The following is a 20,204-nucleotide window of genomic DNA, read 5'->3' on the forward strand; positions in this document are numbered from 1 at the left end:
CGCTGAGTTAAAAAGCCCCCGTTCTTGCCGGCACGATCATGACCGAAATACTGCTTACGCTTATCAGCGCTGCCCTGATCAACAACGTCGTGTTGCACTGGCCGCTGGGCGTCGATCCACTGGTGGGCAATGAGCATCGGCAAGTCCATGCGCTGGGTATAGCGACGGCATGCCTGACGCTGATCGTCGGCCTGTCGGGCTATTTGGCCAACCGTTGGTTGCTGGTGCCGCTGGATCTGACATCACTGCGTCTATTCGTGTTCTTGCCATTGAGCGTTCTGCTGATTGGGCCATTGTTGAAAGCACTGTCACGGTTACTGCCGACACTGGCGTTCGACGGCCTCTGGCCACTGCTGGCAGGCAACGCGGGCGTGCTCGGCCTGACGTTGCTCAACGCCCAGGACGACAAAGGATTCTTTCACGCAACCGCCCTGAGCCTCGGCGCCGGGCTGGGGTTTTGGCTGGTGCTGAGCCTGTTCAGCGATTTGCGCCAGCGCACACTCGATAACGATGTCCCCCTGCCCTTTCGAGGCCTGCCGATCGAGTTGATCGGGGCCGGACTGATTGCAGTGGCATTTCTCGGATTTAGCGGACTGATCAAAACATGAGTCTGATTCAACGCATCGACGCCCTCTTGCCCCAGACTCAGTGCGGCAAGTGTGGCCACCCCGGATGCAAGCCCTACGCCGAAGGCATCGCCAGCGGTGAGCCGATCAACAAGTGCCCGCCCGGCGGCAGCGAAACCATCGAGGCCCTGGCCGAGTTGCTGACAGTACCGGTGCTGGAACTGGACATCAGTCGCGGCTCGGCCCCGGCGCAGATAGCCTACATTCGTGAGGCCGAATGCATCGGCTGCACGAAATGCATCCAGGCTTGCCCGGTTGACGCCATCGTCGGCGCGGCCAAGTTGATGCACACAGTGATCGTCGATGAATGCACCGGTTGCGACCTGTGCGTGGCGCCCTGCCCGGTGGACTGCATCGAGATGCGACCGCTGCCGCTAGACACGGTGCTGCCAATTGTCGGCGGACTGGCCACAAGCCTTGAAGAGCAACAGGCACGCGCCGCCAAGCGCAACCGGGCACGACGCCGATTTGAACAGCGCAATGCCCGCCTGCAGCGCGAAGAGGAACAAAAACTCGCTGAACGCCAGGCCCGTGCCCAACGCTCCGTTGTGCACAGTGAAGCGCCTACGACCGACCCGGTACAGGCAGCCCTTGAACGCGTGCGCGCACAAAAAGCGGCCAACGCCGATGCCGCGTTGAAAAAGGCCAAGATCGACCTGGCGATGAGTCGGGCGCAACTGAACAAGTCGCTCAAGGCCTTCGGGCATCCACCGACCTTCGAGCAGCAGTCGCAACTGATCGTGTTGCAACAACAATTCGAGGTGGCCGAGCAGGCCTTGGCGCAACTGGAAAGCACTTCACCGCCACCCGCTGTGCCAACCATTGCACCGACGAAGGACGCCGATCTCAAACGCGCGAAGATCCAGTTGGCCATGCGTCGCGCCGAACTCAAGAAAGCCCAGGCCAGCGAAGCACCGGCCGAGCAGATCGAAGCCCTGCAACGTGCACTCGGCGAGGCGGAACATGCTTTGCACGCCGCTGAAGCAACGAGCGACCAACCGCTACCGGACCTGGTGCGCGTCGAAAAGCGCCCCATCGACAGCCAGCTTCGACAACTGAAAACCGAGCTGGCCTACGCCCGTGCCGACGTCAGCAAGCTTGAACGAAGCGTCGACACCTCGAGCGAATTGATCGACAAGGCTCGCGCGCGGCTGCTGGAAGCACAGCGTCAGGTGGATGCCTATGTCGCCCCTTGAGCCGGTGGACGAACGCCTCCAGCAGGCCATGAAGCTGGTATTACTGGCGACCGTGCCGGGGATGCTGACGCTGTTTTGGCTGTATGGCTGGGGCGTATTGATCAATCTGATACTGACGGCGGTGACCGCGCTGGCTGTTGAGGGCGCCGTGATGCGACTGCGCCAGCGCCCGTTCATGCCAACCTTGAGCGACGGTAGCGCGCTGGTCAGTGCGACCCTGCTGGCGGCGGCCTTGCCCCCTTACTGCCCGTGGTGGCTGACGGTCTGTGCGTCGGCGTTCGCACTTCTGGGCAAACAGTTGTATGGCGGCGTCGGCAAAAATCCGTTTAACCCGGCGATGCTCGGATTCGCCTTGGTACTGGTGACCTTTCCTCAGCAAATGACGCACTGGCCGTCCTCCCACGGCATGGATCTGCTCGGCGGCTTGCAACACATTTTCGGCTTCAGCCTCGGCCAGACACCGGACGCCTGGGTGCAGGCCACTGCGCTGGATAGCCTGCGCATCAATAAAAGCCTGACCATGGATGAACTCTTCGCCGGCAACCCGGCGTTTGGCCATTTCGGCGGGCGCGGCGTGGAATGGGTCAACCTGGCCTTTCTGGCTGGCGGTGCATTTCTGCTGCAACGGCGGGTGTTCGGCTGGCATGCGCCGGTCGGCATGCTCGCGAGTCTGTTCGTCATCAGCCTGCTGTGCTGGAACGGTTCGGGTTCCGACTCCCACGGCTCACCGCTGTTTCATCTGCTCACCGGCGCCACCCTGCTGGGGGCCTTTTTCATTGTCACGGAACCGGTGTCCGGCGCAAAAAGCCCCGGCGCCCGATTGCTCTTTGGCATCGGCGTGGGCTTACTGACTTATCTGATACGCACCTGGGGCGGCTATCCGGATGGCGTGGCATTTGCCGTGCTGTTGATGAACCTGTGTGTGCCGGCGCTGGAGCGTTTTGTCGCGTCCAGGCAGGAGCAAGTAACCCCATGAGCCGCGCATCGAGTGGTGTGATTTTGGTGTTACTGGCCGGACTGGGAATCGGCGCGACCTACCTCGTGCAACAGACCAGCGCACCCCGCATTGCCGCTGCACAACGGCTGATCGACAGCCGCAAGCTGCTGGACTTGCTCCCGCCGCAACAGTACGACAATCAACCGCTGGAACAGCCGCTTGCCCTCGTCGGCATCCCGTTGGCCAACAGCACACTGCTGGGTGGCTACCTCGCGACCAAGGGCGGCCAACCGAGCGCCGTATTGCTGCGCAGCCAGACCCTGGGCTACGAAGGCTCGATCGAGTTGTTGATCGCCATCGACACTAGCGGCAAGTTACTGGGGGTCAAAACCCTCAAGCAATCGGAAACCCCGGGGTTGGGCGCAAAGATTGCCGAATGGCCCAATGCCTGGCTCCAGGTGTTTGCCGGAAAATCTCGGAACGACCCCGGTGACACGGGCTGGGCGTTGAAAAAGGATCAGGGGCAATTCGATCAGGTGGCGGGCGCCACCATCACCTCAAGAGCGGTGATCAGCGCCATTCATGACGCCTTGCGTTACTTCGATGAACACTCGCAACACATGATCGGGAACAGCGCTCATGACTAAGTCATCGACCCTGCAAAACTCGCTGATGCTTGCGCCCCTGATCGGTGCAACGAGCTCCTGGACGGCGGCGCTCGGGCTGTGGCTGATGTTCATCGTGGTCATCAGCGCTTATGGCGTTGGCATGTGGGCCTTGCGATCCCGGCTGCTTCCGTCCTCCCGCTTGCTTGCCTGCATCCTGCTGGCCGCCACGCTGACCAGTTGCGCGCAAATGGCGGCACAGGTCTGGTCGCTTCAATGGCACCAGCCTTTGGCTCTTTACACCGGATTGATTGCCTTGCAATGCGTTGTGCTGGAATACAACGGATTTTTCCAGAGCCCACGCCTTGATCGGCTACGTCTGTGCGCGCTGTTTGGCGTGTTGATGGTGGGCTTGGGTCTGCTGCGCGAACTCATGGGTAACGGTGGTCTGCACCTTGCCACCCTGGCCCCTGGCGGATTCATCCTGCTGGGGATACTGATCGCTGTACGTCAGGCGTGGGCCCGTTCGACGCCCTCTCATTGATTGACTGTTTTCGAGGAAACGCATCGCCCATGAATGCCGCAAAACGTTTGGAAATTTTCCGCCGGTTTCACGAAGACAATCCGGAGCCGAAGACTGAACTGGCTTATTCATCGCCGTTTGAATTGCTGATTGCAGTGATTCTTTCCGCCCAGTCGACCGATGTCGGCGTCAACAAGGCCACAGCCAAACTCTATCCAGTGGCCAATACGCCAGCGGCGATCCACGCGTTAGGCGTCGAGGGATTGTCGCAATACATCAAGACCATCGGTTTGTTTAACAGCAAAGCGAAAAACGTGATCGAAACCTGCCGCCTGCTCGTGGAGCGCCATGGCGGCGAAGTACCGCAAACCCGCGAGGAACTGGAAGCGCTGCCCGGCGTCGGTCGCAAGACGGCGAACGTGGTGCTCAATACCGCCTTTCGCCAACTGACCATGGCGGTGGACACCCACATCTTCCGGGTCAGCAATCGCACCGGCATTGCTCCCGGCAAAAATGTGGTCGAGGTGGAGCAGAAACTGATGAAGTTTGTGCCCAGGCAATACCTGCTCGATTCCCACCACTGGTTGATCTTGCATGGGCGTTACGTGTGCCTGGCTCGCAAGCCTCGCTGCGGCAGTTGCCGGATCGAGGATTTGTGCGAATACAAGCACAAGACCTCAGACGATTGAGGCACTATTAAAAATATTGATGTATCGATTGAAAAAATCTTTTTTACCCGCCGGACGATTGCCGATATAAGGGGCGCCAAAGGCAGTCTTAGCCTGGAGTTGACCTTATGAGCACTGGCAAAGAGCAATTGGACGTAGAAGACGACTTCACACCCGTTGAAGCCGATGACGCGGAACCGGTGGTTGAAGTGGCAAAGACCAACCTGAGCAAACGTCGCACCATCGACAATTTGCTGGAGGAACGCCGACTGCAAAAGCAATTGGCCGATTACGATTTTGACTTGTAGCACTTAAAAGCCTCCCGAAACGGAGGCTTTTTACTAAGTGCCAATCCTTGATGAGCGCCCTCTCATCGTGACCTCGTCAAATGATAGCGACACTTATACCAAGCCATTGCGTTGAGCCAGTTCAATCAGATCGACCAGGGAGCGAGCATTGAGTTTTAACAACAGCCGGGTCTTGTAAGTACTGACGGTTTTATTGCTGAGGAACATTCCATCGGCGATCTCCTTGTTTGTCTTTCCTCTGGCCAACTGTTGCAAGACCATCATTTCGCGCCCCGAAAGGCGATCAACCATATCGGCTTCGCTGGCATTTCCAAGGCTGGACCGAACGGTATGCAACGCTTGATTCGGAAAGTAACTGTAGCCTGACAACACGGCTTTTATCGCACTGAGCAATTCAGTGAGGTCCTGCTGTTTGCAAACATAACCGGCAGCCCCCGACTGCATGCAACGCATGGAGAAATGCCCAGGCGCCTGCGAGGTCAGTATCAACACTTTCAGCGGCATCGCCGTCGATGTCAGTCGCGCAATGACTTCCAATCCATCCAGCTTCGGTATTCCAATATCCAGAATGACAATATCCGGCATAAGTTCGCGGGCAAGTTGCAGTGCGTCCACGCCGTTATCTGTTTCTGCAATGACTTCGTAGCCATGGCGCTCCATTAGCATACGTACCGCAAGACGAATGACGGGGTGATCATCCACGATCAGCACTTTATTCATGGGCAAGTCCAATTTCGCTGTTCGAATTTTTAGAGCCCGCACAATAGCCTAGTCGTTTCATCCATGGCATGCCGCCCCCCTCGGCGACCTGCACCGAGAGACATTCCCTACAAACAAGAAGGATAAGTCTTACAAAAAACGCACAAATACTGTGTGTCTGAAATTTAACCTGCCCGCCAACGTGCTGCTTTTTTAATTTTATTTGTATCTATTTACATCGAAAAAAAGTAGAAAAACCCTGAGCGGACGCCCCGGCAAATGATAAAAACTGAACTACGCTCAAGAATCATCCGGCATTTCAAGAAAAAAGTCTTCGACCCTTAACACTAAACACCCAACTACTGTCTCAAGCCACTATCAAAAACAAACAATCGGCAACACTTAAGCACCAAGACCGCCTGACACTTATCAAATACGAACAATAAACATACCGAAACCGCCACAAACCCAGCTACGATAGAAACCACCAACGACCAAAACCAAGGACATACAACAACAAACAACCACACAAAAAAAACAAACCCACAAACATCAGCAAAATAAACAAACCAACTAACCGAGAAAAATTATTATTCTATGAGCATAAAACATGATGAAACCCAGAAGAAAAATTACCAACCCCATGACAATCATTGCCTTGTTCGCAACACTGTCTGAAGCATCAGCGGCTATTTCTCTTCCCTTTCTCGACGATGAAGAGCGCGAGATTTACATCTGGTTCCTTATTAGTTTTCCCTTTTATTTGCTCTTGCTATTCTTTGCCACACTCAATTTCAACTACCGATCACTCTATGCCCCCTCCGACTTTGAGAAAGGAAAGCATTTCATAAAGGTCATGTCCGACGCAGATAAGCCGGAGCGCGTCCCCCCGACAGACTCCACCGAGCTGCTGGTCGAGCATCAAGTACGATTACCGACATCGTTCAGAGGCTTGTGCATCGTCGATGTCAGAAGGATGAGCAAGAAAATGGACTTCAACACCTTGATTGAGGAGGCCCAGCCATCTCAGAGGTCCACTGCACGGTTGACTGTGTTTCTCACCTGTACCGACTCAGAGGCATTGCTGCAGGAAAGTGCGCTCAAGTATTCAAGGCAAGCCAAGAAGCGCCACAGCCCAGTGTTCTGGGTGGCTTACAACGTGAGTTCGCAGGATATGACGACTATGGCGTGAGCGCCGGATAGCCGAGGAGGACAACGCTCCAGGAGAGAGTAAAAGCAGAAGTCATCGAACACGTAACAAGAAGAAAGCTGGATACACAATGTACGGCAGGAAACGCTCCCTTTTTAAGATCTGTGGCCTTGTCACCGACAAGGCCACAGCTCTATCACCGCTTCAACGGGCTCAGAAAAGCTTCCGGCCCTTGTTCGCAGCAATGCGCATGCGCAAGGCGTTGAGCTTGATGAAGCCCGCCGCGTCGGCCTGGTTGTAAGCGCCGCCGTCTTCTTCGAAGGTCGCGATGTTGGCATCGAACAACGATTCGTCAGACTTGCGACCGGTCACGATCACGTTGCCCTTGTACAGCTTCAGACGAACAACGCCGTTCACGTGGGCCTGAGACGCGTCGATCATCTGTTGCAGCATCAGACGCTCAGGGCTCCACCAGTAACCGGTGTAGATCAGGCTTGCGTATTTCGGCATCAGCTCGTCTTTGAGGTGAGCCACTTCACGGTCCAGCGTGATCGATTCGATCGCACGGTGGGCGCGCAGCATGATGGTGCCGCCCGGGGTTTCGTAGCAACCACGGGACTTCATGCCCACGTAACGGTTCTCGACGATGTCGAGACGACCGATACCGTGTTCACCACCGATGCGGTTCAGGGTCGCCAGCACGGTGGCCGGGGTCATTTCGACGCCGTCCAGTGCAACGATGTCGCCGTTACGGTAGGTCAGTTCCAGGTACTGAGGCTTGTCTGGAGCGTTCTCCGGGGAGACGGTCCATTTCCACATGTCTTCTTCGTGCTCGGTCCAGGTGTCTTCCAGCACGCCGCCTTCATAGGAGATGTGCAGCAGGTTGGCATCCATCGAGTACGGGGATTTTTTCTTGCCGTGGCGCTCGATCGGGATGTTGTGCTTTTCAGCGTAATCCATCAGCTTTTCACGCGACAGCAGGTCCCATTCGCGCCACGGAGCGATCACTTTCACGCCTGGCTTCAAGGCGTACGCACCCAGCTCGAAACGAACCTGGTCGTTACCCTTGCCGGTGGCGCCATGGGAAATGGCGTCAGCGCCGGTTTCGTTGGCGATTTCGATCAGGCGTTTGGCGATCAACGGGCGAGCGATGGAAGTACCCAGCAGGTACTCGCCTTCGTAAACGGTGTTGGCGCGGAACATCGGGAAAACGAAATCGCGTACGAATTCTTCGCGCAAGTCGTCGATGTAGATCTCTTTGACGCCCATGGCCTGTGCCTTGGCGCGTGCAGGTTCGACCTCTTCGCCCTGACCCAGGTCAGCGGTGAAGGTCACGACTTCACAGTTATAAGTATCCTGCAGCCACTTGAGGATCACCGAAGTGTCCAGGCCGCCGGAATACGCCAGAACGACCTTGTTTACGTCCGCCATGCCATCACTCCACGGGGTTCTACGGAAAGCCGGGAAGTCTACCGCTCAAACGGGACAATTTACAGAGGCGCGACAGCTTATGACGACGAAGCGACAGAATCTGTCGAGAGCGCGACGATGACCGGCAAGTCAGGAAGTGGCCGCTGGCGTGCCTGATGCGATTTGAGGCGCGACTTTATCGGTCGGTGCCACACGCTCCAGACGTACCGCGACCCGGCGATTCTTCGCCCGATTGGTGGCACTGGTGTTCGGCGCCACAGGGTAACGCTCGCCGTGGAAGCGCAGGGTGATCTGCGACTCCTGGATACCGTTGGCCTTGAAAAAGTCCATCACCGCCAACGCGCGGCGGCGTGAGAGCTCACGGTTGGTCAGGCGATTACCGCTGTTGTCGGAGTGCCCGTCGAGCTCAATGTGATTGACCGACGGATCAGCCTTCATGAACTCCAGCATCACCTGCAACTTGGCCTTGGCCTGTGGATCAAGATCGATGCTCTCACCCGGGAAGCCGACTTCGGACTGTTTAACCTGTTCGAAATTCTTTGGCAGCAGGTTCGCCACGCAGCCTTGATAGTCGTTGAATGCCTTGCTGAACTTGACCGGCAACAGACGCACTTCCGACACCCGGCCATCGCCGGAGGAATGCCGGACTACCGGACTACGGCCATCGATGAGCCCACTGATCAAGCGCCCGGCCTGAGCTTGCGAGCTGTTGAACAGCACGTTGCCGCTGCCGATCCGCACGGAGCCCAGGTTGATGTCGCCACGCCCTGGTTGCCAGGGTGCCGCAGCCGCCAGCAAGGTCGCCGAACCACCGCCGATCATCGCGTTGTAGGCTTTCAGACGAAACGTCGCCTGCTCGCCGGCACGGCGAACGAATTCACCCGCCCCGAAATCGGTGATCGGCTGAATCAGGCGACATTCGAACTTGTCCCCTTCGACCGTCCACTCAATATTCTCCAGACGGGTCTGGAAAGTGAGCGCCATCGCAGGAAGGCTGGCAAACACACTGAGCAAGGCTAAATAACGCTGGCGCACGGGAGGCTCCACTGGCTTCTGCAACAAAAAGACCGACACACGCGTGTTTACGGCTACGTAGTTCATATCGGTACGTTCCTGCAAAACTTGATAGCGAGTGCCTGCAAGAGTCTTTTCCGGTAGCATTCCCCTGAGTTTGACCCGCCTGGAATCCCCTCATGTCCGACCGCCTGACCCTGCTGCGTCCCGACGACTGGCACATTCATCTTCGCGATGGTGCCGTGTTGACCAATACCGTTGCGGATGTCGCGCGCACCTTTGGTCGCGCGATCATCATGCCCAACCTGGTACCTCCGGTGCGCAACGCCGCTGAAGCCGACGGCTATCGCCAGCGGATTCTCGCTGCACGCCCGGCCGGCAGTCGTTTTGAACCGTTGATGGTGCTCTACCTGACCGACCGCACCCAGCCCGAAGAAATTCGCGAGGCCAAGGCCAGCGGTTTCGTGTACGCCGCCAAGCTGTACCCGGCCGGCGCGACCACAAATTCGGACTCTGGCGTCACCAGCATCGACAAGATTTTCCCTGCACTTGAGGCCATGGCCGAAGTCGGGATGCCGTTGCTGATTCACGGCGAAGTCACCCGTGGCGATGTCGACGTGTTCGACCGCGAAAAAATCTTCATCGATGAGCACATGCGTCGTGTGGTCGAGCGTTTCCCGACGCTCAAAGTGGTGTTCGAACACATCACCACAGCCGACGCCGCGCAGTTCGTCAACGAGGCTTCGGCCAACGTCGGCGCAACCATCACCGCGCATCACCTGCTGTACAACCGCAACCACATGCTGGTGGGCGGAATCCGGCCGCACTTCTATTGCCTGCCGATCCTCAAGCGCAATACGCATCAGGAAGCCCTGCTCGACGCCGCCACCAGCGGCAGCGAAAAGTTCTTCCTCGGCACCGACTCGGCGCCACACGCCCAGCACGCCAAAGAAGCCGCTTGCGGTTGCGCCGGTTGCTACACCGCTTTTGCTGCGATCGAGATGTACGCCGAAGCGTTCGAACAGCGCAATGCGCTGGACAAGCTCGAAGCGTTCGCCAGCCTCAACGGCCCGCGCTTCTATGGCCTGCCAGCGAACACCGACCGCATTACTTTGGTCCGTGAAGAGTGGACCGCCCCATCCAGCCTGCCATTTGGCGAGCTGACTGTTATCCCGCTGCGCGCCGGTGAAAAACTGCGCTGGCGCCTGCTGGAGGAACACGCGTGAGTGAAGACCATTTCGACGACGAACAGGACGGTCAAGGCGGCGGAGGCGGTCCTCGTCATCCGATGGCAGCCAGATTCCGTGGCTACCTGCCAGTTGTCGTCGACGTAGAAACCGGTGGTTTCAACTCGGCCACCGATGCCCTGCTGGAAATTGCTGCAACCACCATCGCGATGGATGACAAAGGGTTTGTGTACCCCGACCACACTTACTTCTTTCGTGTAGAGCCGTTTGAAGGCGCGAACATCGAAGCCGCCGCGCTGGAGTTCACCGGGATCAAGCTCGATCATCCGCTGCGCATGGCGGTGAGCGAAGAAGCGGCACTCACCGATATCTTTCGTGGCATCCGCAAGGCCCTGAAAGCCAACAGTTGCAAACGGGCGATTCTGGTTGGGCACAACAGCAGCTTTGACCTGGGCTTCCTCAACGCAGCGGTCGCACGCCTGGACATGAAACGTAACCCGTTTCATCCATTCTCCAGCTTCGACACCGCCACCCTTGCCGGTCTGGCTTACGGTCAAACCGTACTGGCCAAGGCTTGCCAGGCGGCGGATATCGACTTCGACGGTCGTGAGGCTCACTCAGCTCGCTACGACACCGAGAAGACGGCCGAGCTGTTCTGCGGCATCGTCAATCGCTGGAAAGAAATGGGCGGCTGGGAAGACTTCAACGACTGATCTGTCGTCAGGTTTATCCCGCGCATAAAAAAACCGGCCTCAAGGGCCGGTTTTTTTATGCCTCGAACCTGCCTTACAGCGCAGCAGCGTTCTCGGTCAGGTAAGCCGCAACGCCTTCGGTCGAAGCGGTCATGCCTTTGTCGCCTTTTTTCCAGTTGGCAGGGCAAACTTCGCCGTGCTCTTCGTGGAATTGCAGAGCGTCGACCAGACGGACCAGCTCTTCGATGTTACGGCCCAGCGGCAGGTCGTTGATGATCTGCGAACGGACAACGCCTTTGTCGTCGATCAGGAACGCGCCACGGAAAGCCACGCCGCCTTCGGACTCAACGTCGTAGGCCTTGGCGATCTCGTGCTTGATGTCGGCAGCCATGGTGTAACGAACTTCGCCGATACCACCGTTGTTTACCGGGGTGTTACGCCAGGCGTTGTGGGTGAAGTGCGAGTCGATGGACACGGCGATCACTTCAACGTTGCGGGACTTGAAGTCAGCCATGCGGTTGTCCAGAGCGATCAGCTCGGACGGGCAAACGAAGGTGAAGTCCAGTGGGTAGAAGAACACCAGGCCGTATTTGCCTTTGATGGCCGACGACAGGGTGAAGCTGTCTACGATTTCGCCATTGCCGAGGACGGCTGGAACGGTGAAGTCAGGGGCTTGTTTGCCTACGAGTACGCTCATTGGATATCTCCTGGTCTATTAACGTGAAGAACTGGATTCGCATCAGCCTGCCACCCTCAGGCGACAGCCCTGTGACACGATCCCCTTCGCAAGGACCGCACATCATACACGGCGTATTTGAGCTGTCCTCAACGGATTTTGCAGGAGCGTCCAATTTCCCGTCATGTCAGTGACTGGCAGATTGCCAGGCAAAAACCGTTCGTCGGTCACGTGCGCTTATAACGTGAAGCTTTCAGAAAGCACTTTGACAATCATTCTCGTTAACATTAAGATCCATCGCAATTGAGTCACAACCAACGACGGTTTTCACTTATGTATGTCTGCCTCTGCACTGGCGTCACCGACGGTCAAATCCGCGATGCAATCTATGAGGGTTGCTGCAGCTACAAAGAAGTCCGTCAGGCCACCGGCGTTGCCAGCCAATGCGGCAAATGCGCCTGCCTTGCAAAGGAAGTGGTGCGTGAAACCCTGACCAAATTGCAATCGGCCCAGGCAGCCATTCCTTTCCCTGTCGAATTTACTGCCGCGTAAATACCCCATTTCAAAGAACCGGACTTAAAGTCCGGTTTTTTTATGCCTGAAAATCAACCGCTTACGCTCTAGACGCGGAACACAAACATTCTTATTCCGATTAATTTTCATATAAGTTTCAATAACTTAGGTTTGACACTCTTACATGCGCGGCTCAAACTCCTGCTTTATAGACAGCTACTTAGGGCAGGATCCCATCATGAAAGGCGACGTTACAGTCATCCAGCATCTCAACAAAATTCTTGCCAATGAGCTGGTCGCAATCAATCAATACTTTTTGCATGCACGCATGTACGAAGATTGGGGCCTGAACAAGCTGGGCAAGCACGAGTACCACGAATCCATCGACGAGATGAAGCACGCGGACAAGCTGATCAAGCGCATCCTGTTCCTTGAAGGCCTGCCGAACGTCCAGGACTTGGGCAAGCTGCACATCGGCGAGCACACCAAGGAAATGCTTGAGTGTGACCTGCGTATTGAACGCATCGGCCATGCCGACCTGAAAGTCGCTATCGCTCATTGCGAAACCGTTGGCGACTTCGGTAGCCGCGAACTGCTCGAAGACATTCTTGAATCCGAAGAAGAACATATCGACTGGCTGGAAACCCAATTGGGCCTGATCGATAAAGTCGGTCTTGAGAACTATCTGCAATCGCAGATGGGCGAAGACGAGTAAGTTAGCGCCCGTTTAACGCGAGACAATAAAAAGCCCCGCACTCTTTTATAGAGGCGGGGCTTTTTTATGCCCTGTAGGAGCATGGCTTGCCAGCGATGAACGATGACGCGGTGTTCTTGCTAAACCGCGGCGCCTGTATCGCGAGCAAGCTCGGCTCCTACAAAGAGCGGATCAAGCTTCGGTCTTGTTGGCAGCGGCCGCTTCAACAGCGGCTTTGATCGTGGTCTGCAACGAACCGTCAGCAGCCATTTCAGTCATGATGTCGCTACCGCCGACCAGCTCACCACCGACCCACAGTTGCGGGAAGGTTGGCCAGTTGGCGTATTTTGGCAGGTTGGCGCGGATTTCCGGGTTCTGCAGGATATCCACGTACGCAAACTTTTCGCCACATGCCATCACGGCCTGTGCGGCTTTCGCGGAGAAGCCACACTGCGGGGCATTCGGCGAACCTTTCATGTAAAGCAGAATGGTGTTGTTAGCAATCTGCTCTTTAATCGTTTCGATGATATCCATGGAGCACCTCGGCTGAACTTTCCGACTCAGAGGTCGGCACGGTGGCGCATTGTAACGGAAACCCGAGCGCCATGCTCGGCCTCCCCGACAGACACGATCACGCCGCTGCCACTGTCACCGGTACGCCGTTCAACGCCGCATTCCCCGACAGCTCGTCGAGCTGACACTCGTCAGTCAGATCGTTGGCGCTGGAACCCGGTTGACCGCTGGCGATCGTCATCTGCACACCCGGCCGTGCGTGGCCCCAGCCGTGAGGCAGGCTGACCACGCCTTTCATCATGTCCAGGCTGGCGACCACTTCCACTTCGATCATGCCGACTCGCGAGCTGACTCGCACGCGCTGCCCGTCATTGAGCCCACGACTGGCCAGGTCGTCCGGGTGCATCAGCAATTGATGCCGCGGCTTGCCCTTCACCAATCGGTGATAGTTGTGCATCCAGGAGTTGTTGCTGCGCACATGACGGCGGCCAATCATCAGCAATTCATCGGCTGCCGGTGCTTGCAGCGCGGCGAAACGTGCCAGGTCGGCAAGAATCGGTGCCGGAGCTGCCTGCACATGCTGATTGGCGGTTTTCAGGCGCGGCGCCAGGTTGGACTTCAGCGCGCCCAAATCCACCCCATGCGGATGATCGAACAAGGTTGCCAGTGACAGTTTCTGTGCCGAAGCATCGCCATACAGCCCCATGCGCAATCCACGGTCGATCATTTGCGCAGGCGCGATGGTCGGTTTCAGTTCCTTGCCGGTCCTGGCGGCAAATGCCTTGGCCAGACCGACAAAGATCTCCCAGTCATGCAGGGCACCTTCGGGCTTGGCCAGAATCGCGCGATTGAAGCGTGTCACGTTGCGCACCGCGAACATGTTGAACGTTGTGTCGTAGTGATCGTTTTCCAGGGCAGACGTCGACGGCAGGATCAGGTCGGCATAGCGCGTGGTTTCGTTGATGTACAAGTCGACGCTGACCATGAACTCCAGACCGTCCAGCGCCTGCTCCAGTTGCCGGCCATTGGGCGTGGACAACACCGGATTACCGGCGACCGTGATGAGCGCACGCACCTGCCCTTCCCCTTCGGTGAGCATTTCTTCGGCGAGCGCCGACACCGGCAACTCACCGGCGTACTCTGGACGACCGGACACGCGGCTCTGCCATTGATTGAAGTGCCCGCCCGAGGTGGAGGCCACCAAGTCCACCGCCGGTTCGGTGCACAGTGCGCCACCGACCCGGTCAAGGTTGCCGGTGACCAGATTGATCAATTGCACCAGCCAATGGCACAGCGTACCGAACGCTTGCGTCGAGACGCCCATGCGGCCATAGCAAACCGCAGTCTTCGCCGCCGCAAAATCCCGCGCCAGTTGGCGAATCATTTCTGCCGGCACCGCGCACAGCGGGCTCATGGCTTCGGCGGTGAAGCTGGCGATGGCCTGACGCACGTCTTCCAGACCATCCACCGGCAAATGGCTGTCGCGGGTCAGCTGTTCAGTAAACAAGGTATTGAGCAGCCCGAACAACAAGGCCGCATCGCCACCGGGACGCACAAACAAATGTTGATCGGCCATCGCTGCCGTTTCGCTACGACGCGGATCGACCACCACCACTTTGCCGCCCCGCGCCTGAATCGCCTTCAGGCGTTTTTCCACATCCGGCACGGTCATGATGCTGCCATTGGAGGCCAGCGGGTTGCCACCCAGGATCAGCATGAAATCGGTGTGATCGATGTCCGGGATGGGCAACAGCAATCCATGGCCGTACATCAAATGGCTGGTCAGGTGATGCGGCAACTGGTCGACCGAGGTCGCGGAAAACCGGTTGCGGGTCTTCAGCAGGCCAAGGAAATAATTGCTATGAGTCATCAACCCGTAGTTATGCACGCTGGGATTGCCTTGATACACCGCCACCGCATTCTGCCCGTGCCGCTCCTGAATCACCGCCAGGCGTTCGGCTACGAGATTGAAGGCGTCTTCCCACGCGATAGGCTGCCATTCGCTGCCCACACGCAGCATCGGCTGACGCAGACGGTCCGGATCATTCTGTATGTCTTGCAGCGCCACTGCTTTGGGACAGATATGCCCACGGCTGAACGTATCTTGCGGGTCACCCTTGATCGAGGTGATTTGCACGCCGCCACCTTCAACCTCAGAGGTTTCGATGGTCAGGCCGCAGATGGCTTCACACAGGTGGCACGCACGGTGATGGAGAGTCTTGGTCATGGCCAGTCTCTGTCTTGTTCTGGGCGGGCAATAGCGGCCGCGGGAACAAAACTATGGCGCCAGACCCGCGACTGCGCCAGCGACGTTCGTCTTGTGAATCGCCGACTATCAGGCCAGCCGATGACTGCTGCTGATTAACTCGACGGCAGCCTGGGCGGGGGCTGCAGCTGGATTTCCTGAAGGGTTTCAATCTGTTCCTGGGAGACATAGACGCCCGTGAGCTCGCCAATCAGTCGCCAATGTTCATCGAGCCCCGAGCTGATGGTTGCCATGCGGTCGATCATCCGTCGTCCGGCGGCCCGCGTGACTTCGTCTTCGCTGCGCAACAGTTCGAAAGACATGGACGTCATGGACGCGGTCAGGTGAGTCAGTGAGCGGGCGGTGAGGCCGAGTAATTCCATCAACTGCTGTTCTTTCGATTCCATTTCGAATGCTTCCTGCGTCGCTCGTGACTTATTTATAACCCAGCACTTTGCATTAGCAAGTGTTTCAGTAAAGGCACAGTGCCATCAACTACTGCGAATGTCAGGTCAGAAACCGACCGCCGCAGCACCATCCCCGCCCCGCTTGATTGCAAAGCCCCGCAGCCCCGGTGTACAAATGGCTGGCTGCTGTCAGGAAAAAGGCTTCAAAAGCGCTATGGCGATCAGCCTGTAGCCTCTATGAAATCCCATAAAAACCGTAGCCCTATTGGTAAGACGCGACATTTAATTATAAGATCGCGCCTTCCCCTATTTCGTCGCCCCGTGCGGCTTACGCCGCAGGTCTCGCCCGTTGTTCCGTTAAACAAGGCTTTGAGCATCTGCGGTTTGTAGCAAAAAGGTAGTCAATGATGAGCGCAAGGCACTTTCTCTCCCTGATGGATTGCACGCCCGAAGAGCTGGTCAGCGTGATCCGTCGAGGCGTTGAGCTCAAGGACCTGCGTAACCGCGGCGTACTGTTCGAGCCTTTGAAAAACCGCGTCCTGGGGATGATTTTCGAGAAGTCCTCGACCCGCACCCGGATCTCGTTCGAAGCCGGCATGATTCAGCTCGGTGGCCAGGCGATCTTCCTTTCGCCGCGCGACACCCAACTGGGCCGTGGCGAGCCGATCGGTGACTGCGCGATCGTCATGTCGAGCATGCTCGACGCAGTGATGATCCGAACCTTTGCTCACAGCACCCTGACCGAATTCGCCGCCAACTCCCGCGTACCGGTGATCAATGGCCTGTCCGATGACTTGCACCCGTGCCAGTTGCTGGCCGACATGCAAACCTTCCTCGAACATCGCGGCTCGATCCAGGGCAAGACCGTGGCCTGGATCGGCGACGGCAACAACATGTGCAACAGCTATATAGAAGCGGCGATCCAGTTCGACTTCCAGCTGCGCATTGCCTGCCCTGAAGGGTATGAACCCAACCGCGAATTCGTGGCCAAGGCCGGTGATCGCGTGACGATCGTCCGCGATCCAAAGGACGCCGTGCGCGGCGCCCACCTGGTGAGCACCGACGTCTGGACCTCCATGGGCCAGGAAGAAGAAACCGCCAAGCGCTTGAAGCTGTTCGCGCCCTACCAGGTCAATCGCGCCCTGCTGGACCTGGCCGCAGACGATGTGCTGTTCATGCATTGCCTGCCGGCCCACCGCGGCGAAGAAATCAGCGTCGACCTGCTCGACGACAAGCGCTCCGTGGCTTGGGACCAGGCGGAAAACCGTCTTCACGCGCAAAAGGCCCTGCTCGAATTTCTTGTCGAGCCGGCGTACCACCACGCATGAGCCAGCCATTACTGCTTAACCTGAAAAACCTCGCCTGCGGCTATCAAGATCAACGCGTGGTGCAGAACCTCAACCTGCATTTGAATGCCGGCGATATCGGTTGTTTGCTGGGCTCTTCGGGGTGCGGAAAGACCACCACCCTGCGGGCGATTGCCGGGTTTGAACCGGTGCACGAAGGTGAAATCACCTTGGCCGGCGAGACGATCTCCCGCGCCGGTTTCACCCTCGCCCCAGAGAAACGCCGGATTGGCATGGTGTTCCAGGACTACGCGCTGTTTCCGCATTTGAGCGTCGCCGAGAACATCGCCTTCGGAATCCGCAAGCACCCGCAAAAGGATCGTGTCACCGAAGAACTGCTCGAACTGGTCAACCTGAAAAACCTCGGCAAGCGTTTCCCGCACGAGCTTTCCGGCGGTCAGCAACAACGAGTTGCCCTGGCCCGCGCACTGGCGCCAGAACCACAACTGCTACTGCTCGACGAACCGTTTTCCAACCTCGATGGCGAGCTGCGCCGCAAGCTCAGCCATGAGGTGCGCGACATTCTCAAGGCGCGGGGCACCAGCGCGATTCTGGTGACCCACGATCAGGAAGAAGCGTTCGCCGTGAGCGATCATATCGGCGTGTTCAAGGAAGGTCGCCTGGAACAATGGGACACGCCCTACAACCTTTATCACGAACCGCAAACACCGTTCGTGGCCAGTTTTATTGGCCAGGGTTACTTCATTCGTGGCCAACTCAGCAGCCCGGAATCGGTACAGACCGAGTTGGGTGAGCTACGCGGCAATCGGGCCTACACCTGGCCGATGGGCGGCGCGGTAGACGTACTGCTGCGTCCGGACGATATCGTCTACGCGCCGGACAGTTCGTTGAAAGCACGCATTGTTGGCAAGTCGTTCCAGGGTGCGTCGACGCTGTATCGGTTGCAGATGCCGACCGGGGCGCAGCTGGAATCGATATTCCCCAGCCATGTCGATCGTCAGCTCGGCGCTGATGTCGGCATTCGTGTTGCGGCTGAGCATCTGGTGTTGTTTCAGGCGGCGGGCAGTACAGCCGCGCAGATTCCTGCCGTTGAATCAGGCGTGCGCCGCTACAGCACCGCCAACTGACTCCCCCGCTTCTGTAGGAGCAAAGCTTGCTTGCGATAGCATCGCCGCGGTTTAGCTGACGCACCGCGTCATCGTTCATCGCGAGCAAGCTTTGCTCCTACAAAGATCAGCGTTAGGCCAATCTCAGCGTTCCGCTCGCAACCAGCGTTGCATTCCCGCCGATTTTTACCCGATCGCCTTCCAACCGACAGAACAACTCCCCACCTCGTTTCGAACACTGATACGCGGTCAGGCTCGTTTTACCCAGCCGTTTCGACCAATACGGAATCAGGCTGCAATGGGTCGAGCCAGTCACCGGGTCTTCGTTGATGCCAATCGCTGGCGCGAAATAGCGGGAGACAAAATCATGCTTGTTGCCCTTGGCGGTCACAATCGCCCCGGGCCACGGCAGCTTCGCCAAGGCGACCATGTCCGGCTGGCAATCAAGCACTGCCTGTTCTGACTCCAACACCACAAACAACTCGTTTGAACCCAGCACATCGACCACTTCGACACCCAGGGCGCGCTCGACATCCAGGGTGACACCCACTTCTGAGGGCGTGATCGCCGGGAAGTCCAACCACAAGCGCTCGCCGTCACGACTCACACTCAACGGGCCGGACTTGCAAATGAAGTCCAGACGCTCGGCCGGCTCTTTATAGACCTCAAACAACACATAGGCGCTGGCCAGCGTCGCATGCCCACACAGTGGCACCTCAGTCGTCGGGGTAAACCAGCGGATGTGCCAATGCTGTCCTTCACGCACCACGAAAGCGGTTTCGGCGAGATTGTGTTCGGCGGCGATTTTCTGCATCAGTTCGTCGGCGAGCCAGGTATCCAGCCGATACACCATCGCCGGGTTGCCACTGAATGGTCGATCACTGAACGCATCGACTTGATGAAACTCAAGCTGCATGACTGTCTCTCCTTGTATGGCCGCCGAGCATGCAGCGCCCGGCAAACCGGCACCAGTGACAGAGCCGCCTGATTTTTGCCATACAGCGCGGCACCCACTGCCGGCTTCAAACGCGCCCGATATCGGCAAACGTCGCTTGAGTGTGTTCGGCCAGCACTGCCGGCGCCAATTCAACTTCCAGACCGCGACGCCCGGCACTGACAAAAATGCTCGCCAGTGGCTGAGCCGAACTGTCGATAAACGTGCGCAAACGCTTCTTCTGCCCCAACGGACTGATTCCGCCCAACAGATACCCCGTCGCTCGTTGCGCAGCCGCAGGGTCGGCCATCTCGACTTTCTTCACACCCGCCGCGTGGGCCAGATGCTTCAAATCCAGACTCCCGACGACCGGCACCACCGCCACCAGCAACTCACCTTTTTCACTGGCCGCCAGCAAGGTCTTGAACACTTGCGCCGGGTCGAGCCCGAGCTTCTCGGCGGCCTCCAATCCATAGGACGCAGCTTTTGGATCATGTTCGTAACTGTGCACACGATGTTCGGCTCGAACTTTTTTCAACAAATCCAATGCGGGGGTCATGACAGCTCCAGACTGGGCAGCAGTAGAAAAATCCTGCGCTCGATTCTAGGTCATTGACCTGCAAAACGCTCTATTACGCCCCTGTTTTCAGGGGCTGGCGACGCCTTTTACCGTCCGTCAGGGCAAGACGGGGCGCGTGAACAACACGACCATTCACGTGACTAATAGTTGATTAATGACCAATGGTTCACTTTCGACCTTTGACAGCAGTGTT

Annotated in this window: 23 protein-coding genes; 14 read left to right on the forward strand and 9 right to left on the reverse strand. The window is 57.6% G+C overall.

Features of this window, described 5'->3' with window-relative positions; translation table 11 throughout:
* The first annotated feature begins 38 nt into the window (after window positions 1-38).
* The 7 genes from LOY55_RS24380 (at window position 39) to LOY55_RS24410 (ending at window position 4,863) form a co-directional block, all read left to right on the forward strand.
* Window positions 39-608, forward strand: a complete 570-nt coding sequence (locus LOY55_RS24380) for an electron transport complex protein RnfA (RefSeq protein ID WP_109785030.1) — start codon at window positions 39-41, stop codon at window positions 606-608.
* Window positions 605-1,822 (forward strand): electron transport complex subunit RsxB, encoded by a 1,218-nt coding sequence (gene rsxB / locus LOY55_RS24385; RefSeq protein ID WP_258667032.1) that lies wholly within the window; start codon window positions 605-607, stop codon window positions 1,820-1,822. Before LOY55_RS24380 ends, rsxB begins: the two co-directional genes overlap by 4 nt.
* On the forward strand, window positions 1,809-2,798 hold the full coding sequence (locus tag LOY55_RS24390) for an RnfABCDGE type electron transport complex subunit D (protein WP_258667033.1): 990 nt from the start codon (window positions 1,809-1,811) through the stop codon (window positions 2,796-2,798). The genes rsxB and LOY55_RS24390 overlap by 14 nt, the downstream gene beginning before the upstream one ends.
* Window positions 2,795-3,406, forward strand: a complete 612-nt coding sequence (locus LOY55_RS24395) for an RnfABCDGE type electron transport complex subunit G (protein ID WP_258667035.1) — start codon at window positions 2,795-2,797, stop codon at window positions 3,404-3,406. Before LOY55_RS24390 ends, LOY55_RS24395 begins: the two co-directional genes overlap by 4 nt.
* Complete coding sequence (locus tag LOY55_RS24400) at window positions 3,399-3,908, forward strand: Rnf-Nqr domain containing protein (RefSeq protein WP_109785027.1); 510 nt, start codon at window positions 3,399-3,401, stop codon at window positions 3,906-3,908. Before LOY55_RS24395 ends, LOY55_RS24400 begins: the two co-directional genes overlap by 8 nt.
* 29 nt (window positions 3,909-3,937) lie before the next feature.
* On the forward strand, window positions 3,938-4,576 hold the full coding sequence (gene nth, locus LOY55_RS24405; protein ID WP_046026478.1) for an endonuclease III: 639 nt from the start codon (window positions 3,938-3,940) through the stop codon (window positions 4,574-4,576).
* 107 nt (window positions 4,577-4,683) lie between these two features.
* Window positions 4,684-4,863 carry a PA3496 family putative envelope integrity protein gene (locus tag LOY55_RS24410; RefSeq protein WP_007898493.1) on the forward strand — a complete coding sequence of 60 codons (180 nt, stop codon included), beginning with the start codon at window positions 4,684-4,686 and terminating at the stop codon, window positions 4,861-4,863.
* A 93-nt stretch (window positions 4,864-4,956) separates the two neighbouring features.
* Here LOY55_RS24410 and LOY55_RS24415 read toward each other — a convergent pair whose 3' ends face one another.
* On the reverse strand, window positions 4,957-5,583 hold the full coding sequence (locus tag LOY55_RS24415) for a response regulator transcription factor (protein ID WP_007943575.1): 627 nt from the start codon (window positions 5,581-5,583) through the stop codon (window positions 4,957-4,959).
* Between the two features lie 589 nt (window positions 5,584-6,172).
* Here LOY55_RS24415 and LOY55_RS24420 point away from each other — a divergent pair.
* Complete coding sequence (locus LOY55_RS24420; RefSeq protein ID WP_258667038.1) at window positions 6,173-6,754, forward strand: hypothetical protein; 582 nt, start codon at window positions 6,173-6,175, stop codon at window positions 6,752-6,754.
* Between the two features lie 171 nt (window positions 6,755-6,925).
* Here LOY55_RS24420 and LOY55_RS24425 read toward each other — a convergent pair whose 3' ends face one another.
* Both LOY55_RS24425 and LOY55_RS24430 read right to left on the reverse strand, forming a co-directional pair.
* Entirely contained in the window at window positions 6,926-8,143 is a 1,218-nt protein-coding gene (locus LOY55_RS24425) for an argininosuccinate synthase (RefSeq protein ID WP_027922848.1), read from the reverse strand.
* 129 nt (window positions 8,144-8,272) lie between these two features.
* Window positions 8,273-9,178 carry an OmpA family protein gene (locus tag LOY55_RS24430; RefSeq protein WP_223523545.1) on the reverse strand — a complete coding sequence of 302 codons (906 nt, stop codon included), beginning with the start codon at window positions 9,176-9,178 and terminating at the stop codon, window positions 8,273-8,275.
* Between the two features lie 158 nt (window positions 9,179-9,336).
* On the opposite strand from LOY55_RS24430, the gene pyrC reads away from it, so the two are divergent.
* Both pyrC and rnt read left to right on the forward strand, forming a co-directional pair.
* Window positions 9,337-10,383 (forward strand): dihydroorotase, encoded by a 1,047-nt coding sequence (gene pyrC, locus LOY55_RS24435; RefSeq protein WP_046026481.1) that lies wholly within the window; start codon window positions 9,337-9,339, stop codon window positions 10,381-10,383.
* Window positions 10,380-11,057, forward strand: coding sequence for a ribonuclease T (rnt, locus tag LOY55_RS24440; protein WP_046026482.1), 678 nt, complete (start codon window positions 10,380-10,382; stop codon window positions 11,055-11,057). Before pyrC ends, rnt begins: the two co-directional genes overlap by 4 nt.
* A gap of 73 nt (window positions 11,058-11,130) precedes the next feature.
* Here rnt and LOY55_RS24445 read toward each other — a convergent pair whose 3' ends face one another.
* Window positions 11,131-11,733 carry a peroxiredoxin gene (locus LOY55_RS24445; protein WP_046026483.1) on the reverse strand — a complete coding sequence of 201 codons (603 nt, stop codon included), beginning with the start codon at window positions 11,731-11,733 and terminating at the stop codon, window positions 11,131-11,133.
* Window positions 11,734-12,045: 312 nt separating this feature from the next.
* Here LOY55_RS24445 and LOY55_RS24450 point away from each other — a divergent pair, with 312 nt between their 5' ends.
* Together LOY55_RS24450 and bfr are read left to right on the forward strand one after the other, a co-directional pair.
* Window positions 12,046-12,264, forward strand: a complete 219-nt coding sequence (locus tag LOY55_RS24450) for a bacterioferritin-associated ferredoxin (protein ID WP_007943567.1) — start codon at window positions 12,046-12,048, stop codon at window positions 12,262-12,264.
* Between the two features lie 199 nt (window positions 12,265-12,463).
* Window positions 12,464-12,940: a bacterioferritin gene (gene bfr / locus LOY55_RS24455; RefSeq protein WP_046026484.1), complete on the forward strand. Its 477-nt coding sequence runs from the start codon at window positions 12,464-12,466 to the stop codon at window positions 12,938-12,940.
* Window positions 12,941-13,111: 171 nt separating this feature from the next.
* Here the strand turns inward: bfr and grxD are convergent, their stop codons facing one another.
* The 3 genes from grxD to LOY55_RS24470 form a co-directional block, all read right to left on the reverse strand.
* Complete coding sequence (grxD, locus tag LOY55_RS24460) at window positions 13,112-13,453, reverse strand: Grx4 family monothiol glutaredoxin (RefSeq protein ID WP_007943565.1); 342 nt, start codon at window positions 13,451-13,453, stop codon at window positions 13,112-13,114.
* A gap of 97 nt (window positions 13,454-13,550) precedes the next feature.
* Complete coding sequence (locus tag LOY55_RS24465) at window positions 13,551-15,659, reverse strand: molybdopterin oxidoreductase family protein (RefSeq protein ID WP_223523519.1); 2,109 nt, start codon at window positions 15,657-15,659, stop codon at window positions 13,551-13,553.
* Between the two features lie 134 nt (window positions 15,660-15,793).
* Window positions 15,794-16,084 (reverse strand): hypothetical protein, encoded by a 291-nt coding sequence (locus LOY55_RS24470; RefSeq protein WP_046026488.1) that lies wholly within the window; start codon window positions 16,082-16,084, stop codon window positions 15,794-15,796.
* Between the two features lie 407 nt (window positions 16,085-16,491).
* On the opposite strand from LOY55_RS24470, the gene argF reads away from it, so the two are divergent.
* Complete coding sequence (argF, locus tag LOY55_RS24475) at window positions 16,492-17,412, forward strand: ornithine carbamoyltransferase (protein ID WP_223523521.1); 921 nt, start codon at window positions 16,492-16,494, stop codon at window positions 17,410-17,412.
* Window positions 17,409-18,518, forward strand: coding sequence for an ABC transporter ATP-binding protein (locus LOY55_RS24480; RefSeq protein ID WP_223523523.1), 1,110 nt, complete (start codon window positions 17,409-17,411; stop codon window positions 18,516-18,518). The genes argF and LOY55_RS24480 overlap by 4 nt, the downstream gene beginning before the upstream one ends.
* Before the next feature lie 112 nt (window positions 18,519-18,630).
* Here LOY55_RS24480 and LOY55_RS24485 read toward each other — a convergent pair whose 3' ends face one another.
* Together LOY55_RS24485 and ybaK are read right to left on the reverse strand one after the other, a co-directional pair.
* On the reverse strand, window positions 18,631-19,413 hold the full coding sequence (locus tag LOY55_RS24485) for a PhzF family phenazine biosynthesis protein (RefSeq protein WP_109785022.1): 783 nt from the start codon (window positions 19,411-19,413) through the stop codon (window positions 18,631-18,633).
* 106 nt (window positions 19,414-19,519) lie between these two features.
* A complete protein-coding gene (gene ybaK, locus LOY55_RS24490) occupies window positions 19,520-19,990 on the reverse strand; it encodes a Cys-tRNA(Pro) deacylase (RefSeq protein WP_046026546.1) in 471 nt (156 codons plus the stop codon).
* Between the last annotated feature and the right edge of the window lie 214 nt (window positions 19,991-20,204).

This window comes from Pseudomonas sp. B21-040 (genome assembly GCF_024748695.1).
Taxonomy (GTDB): domain Bacteria; phylum Pseudomonadota; class Gammaproteobacteria; order Pseudomonadales; family Pseudomonadaceae; genus Aquipseudomonas.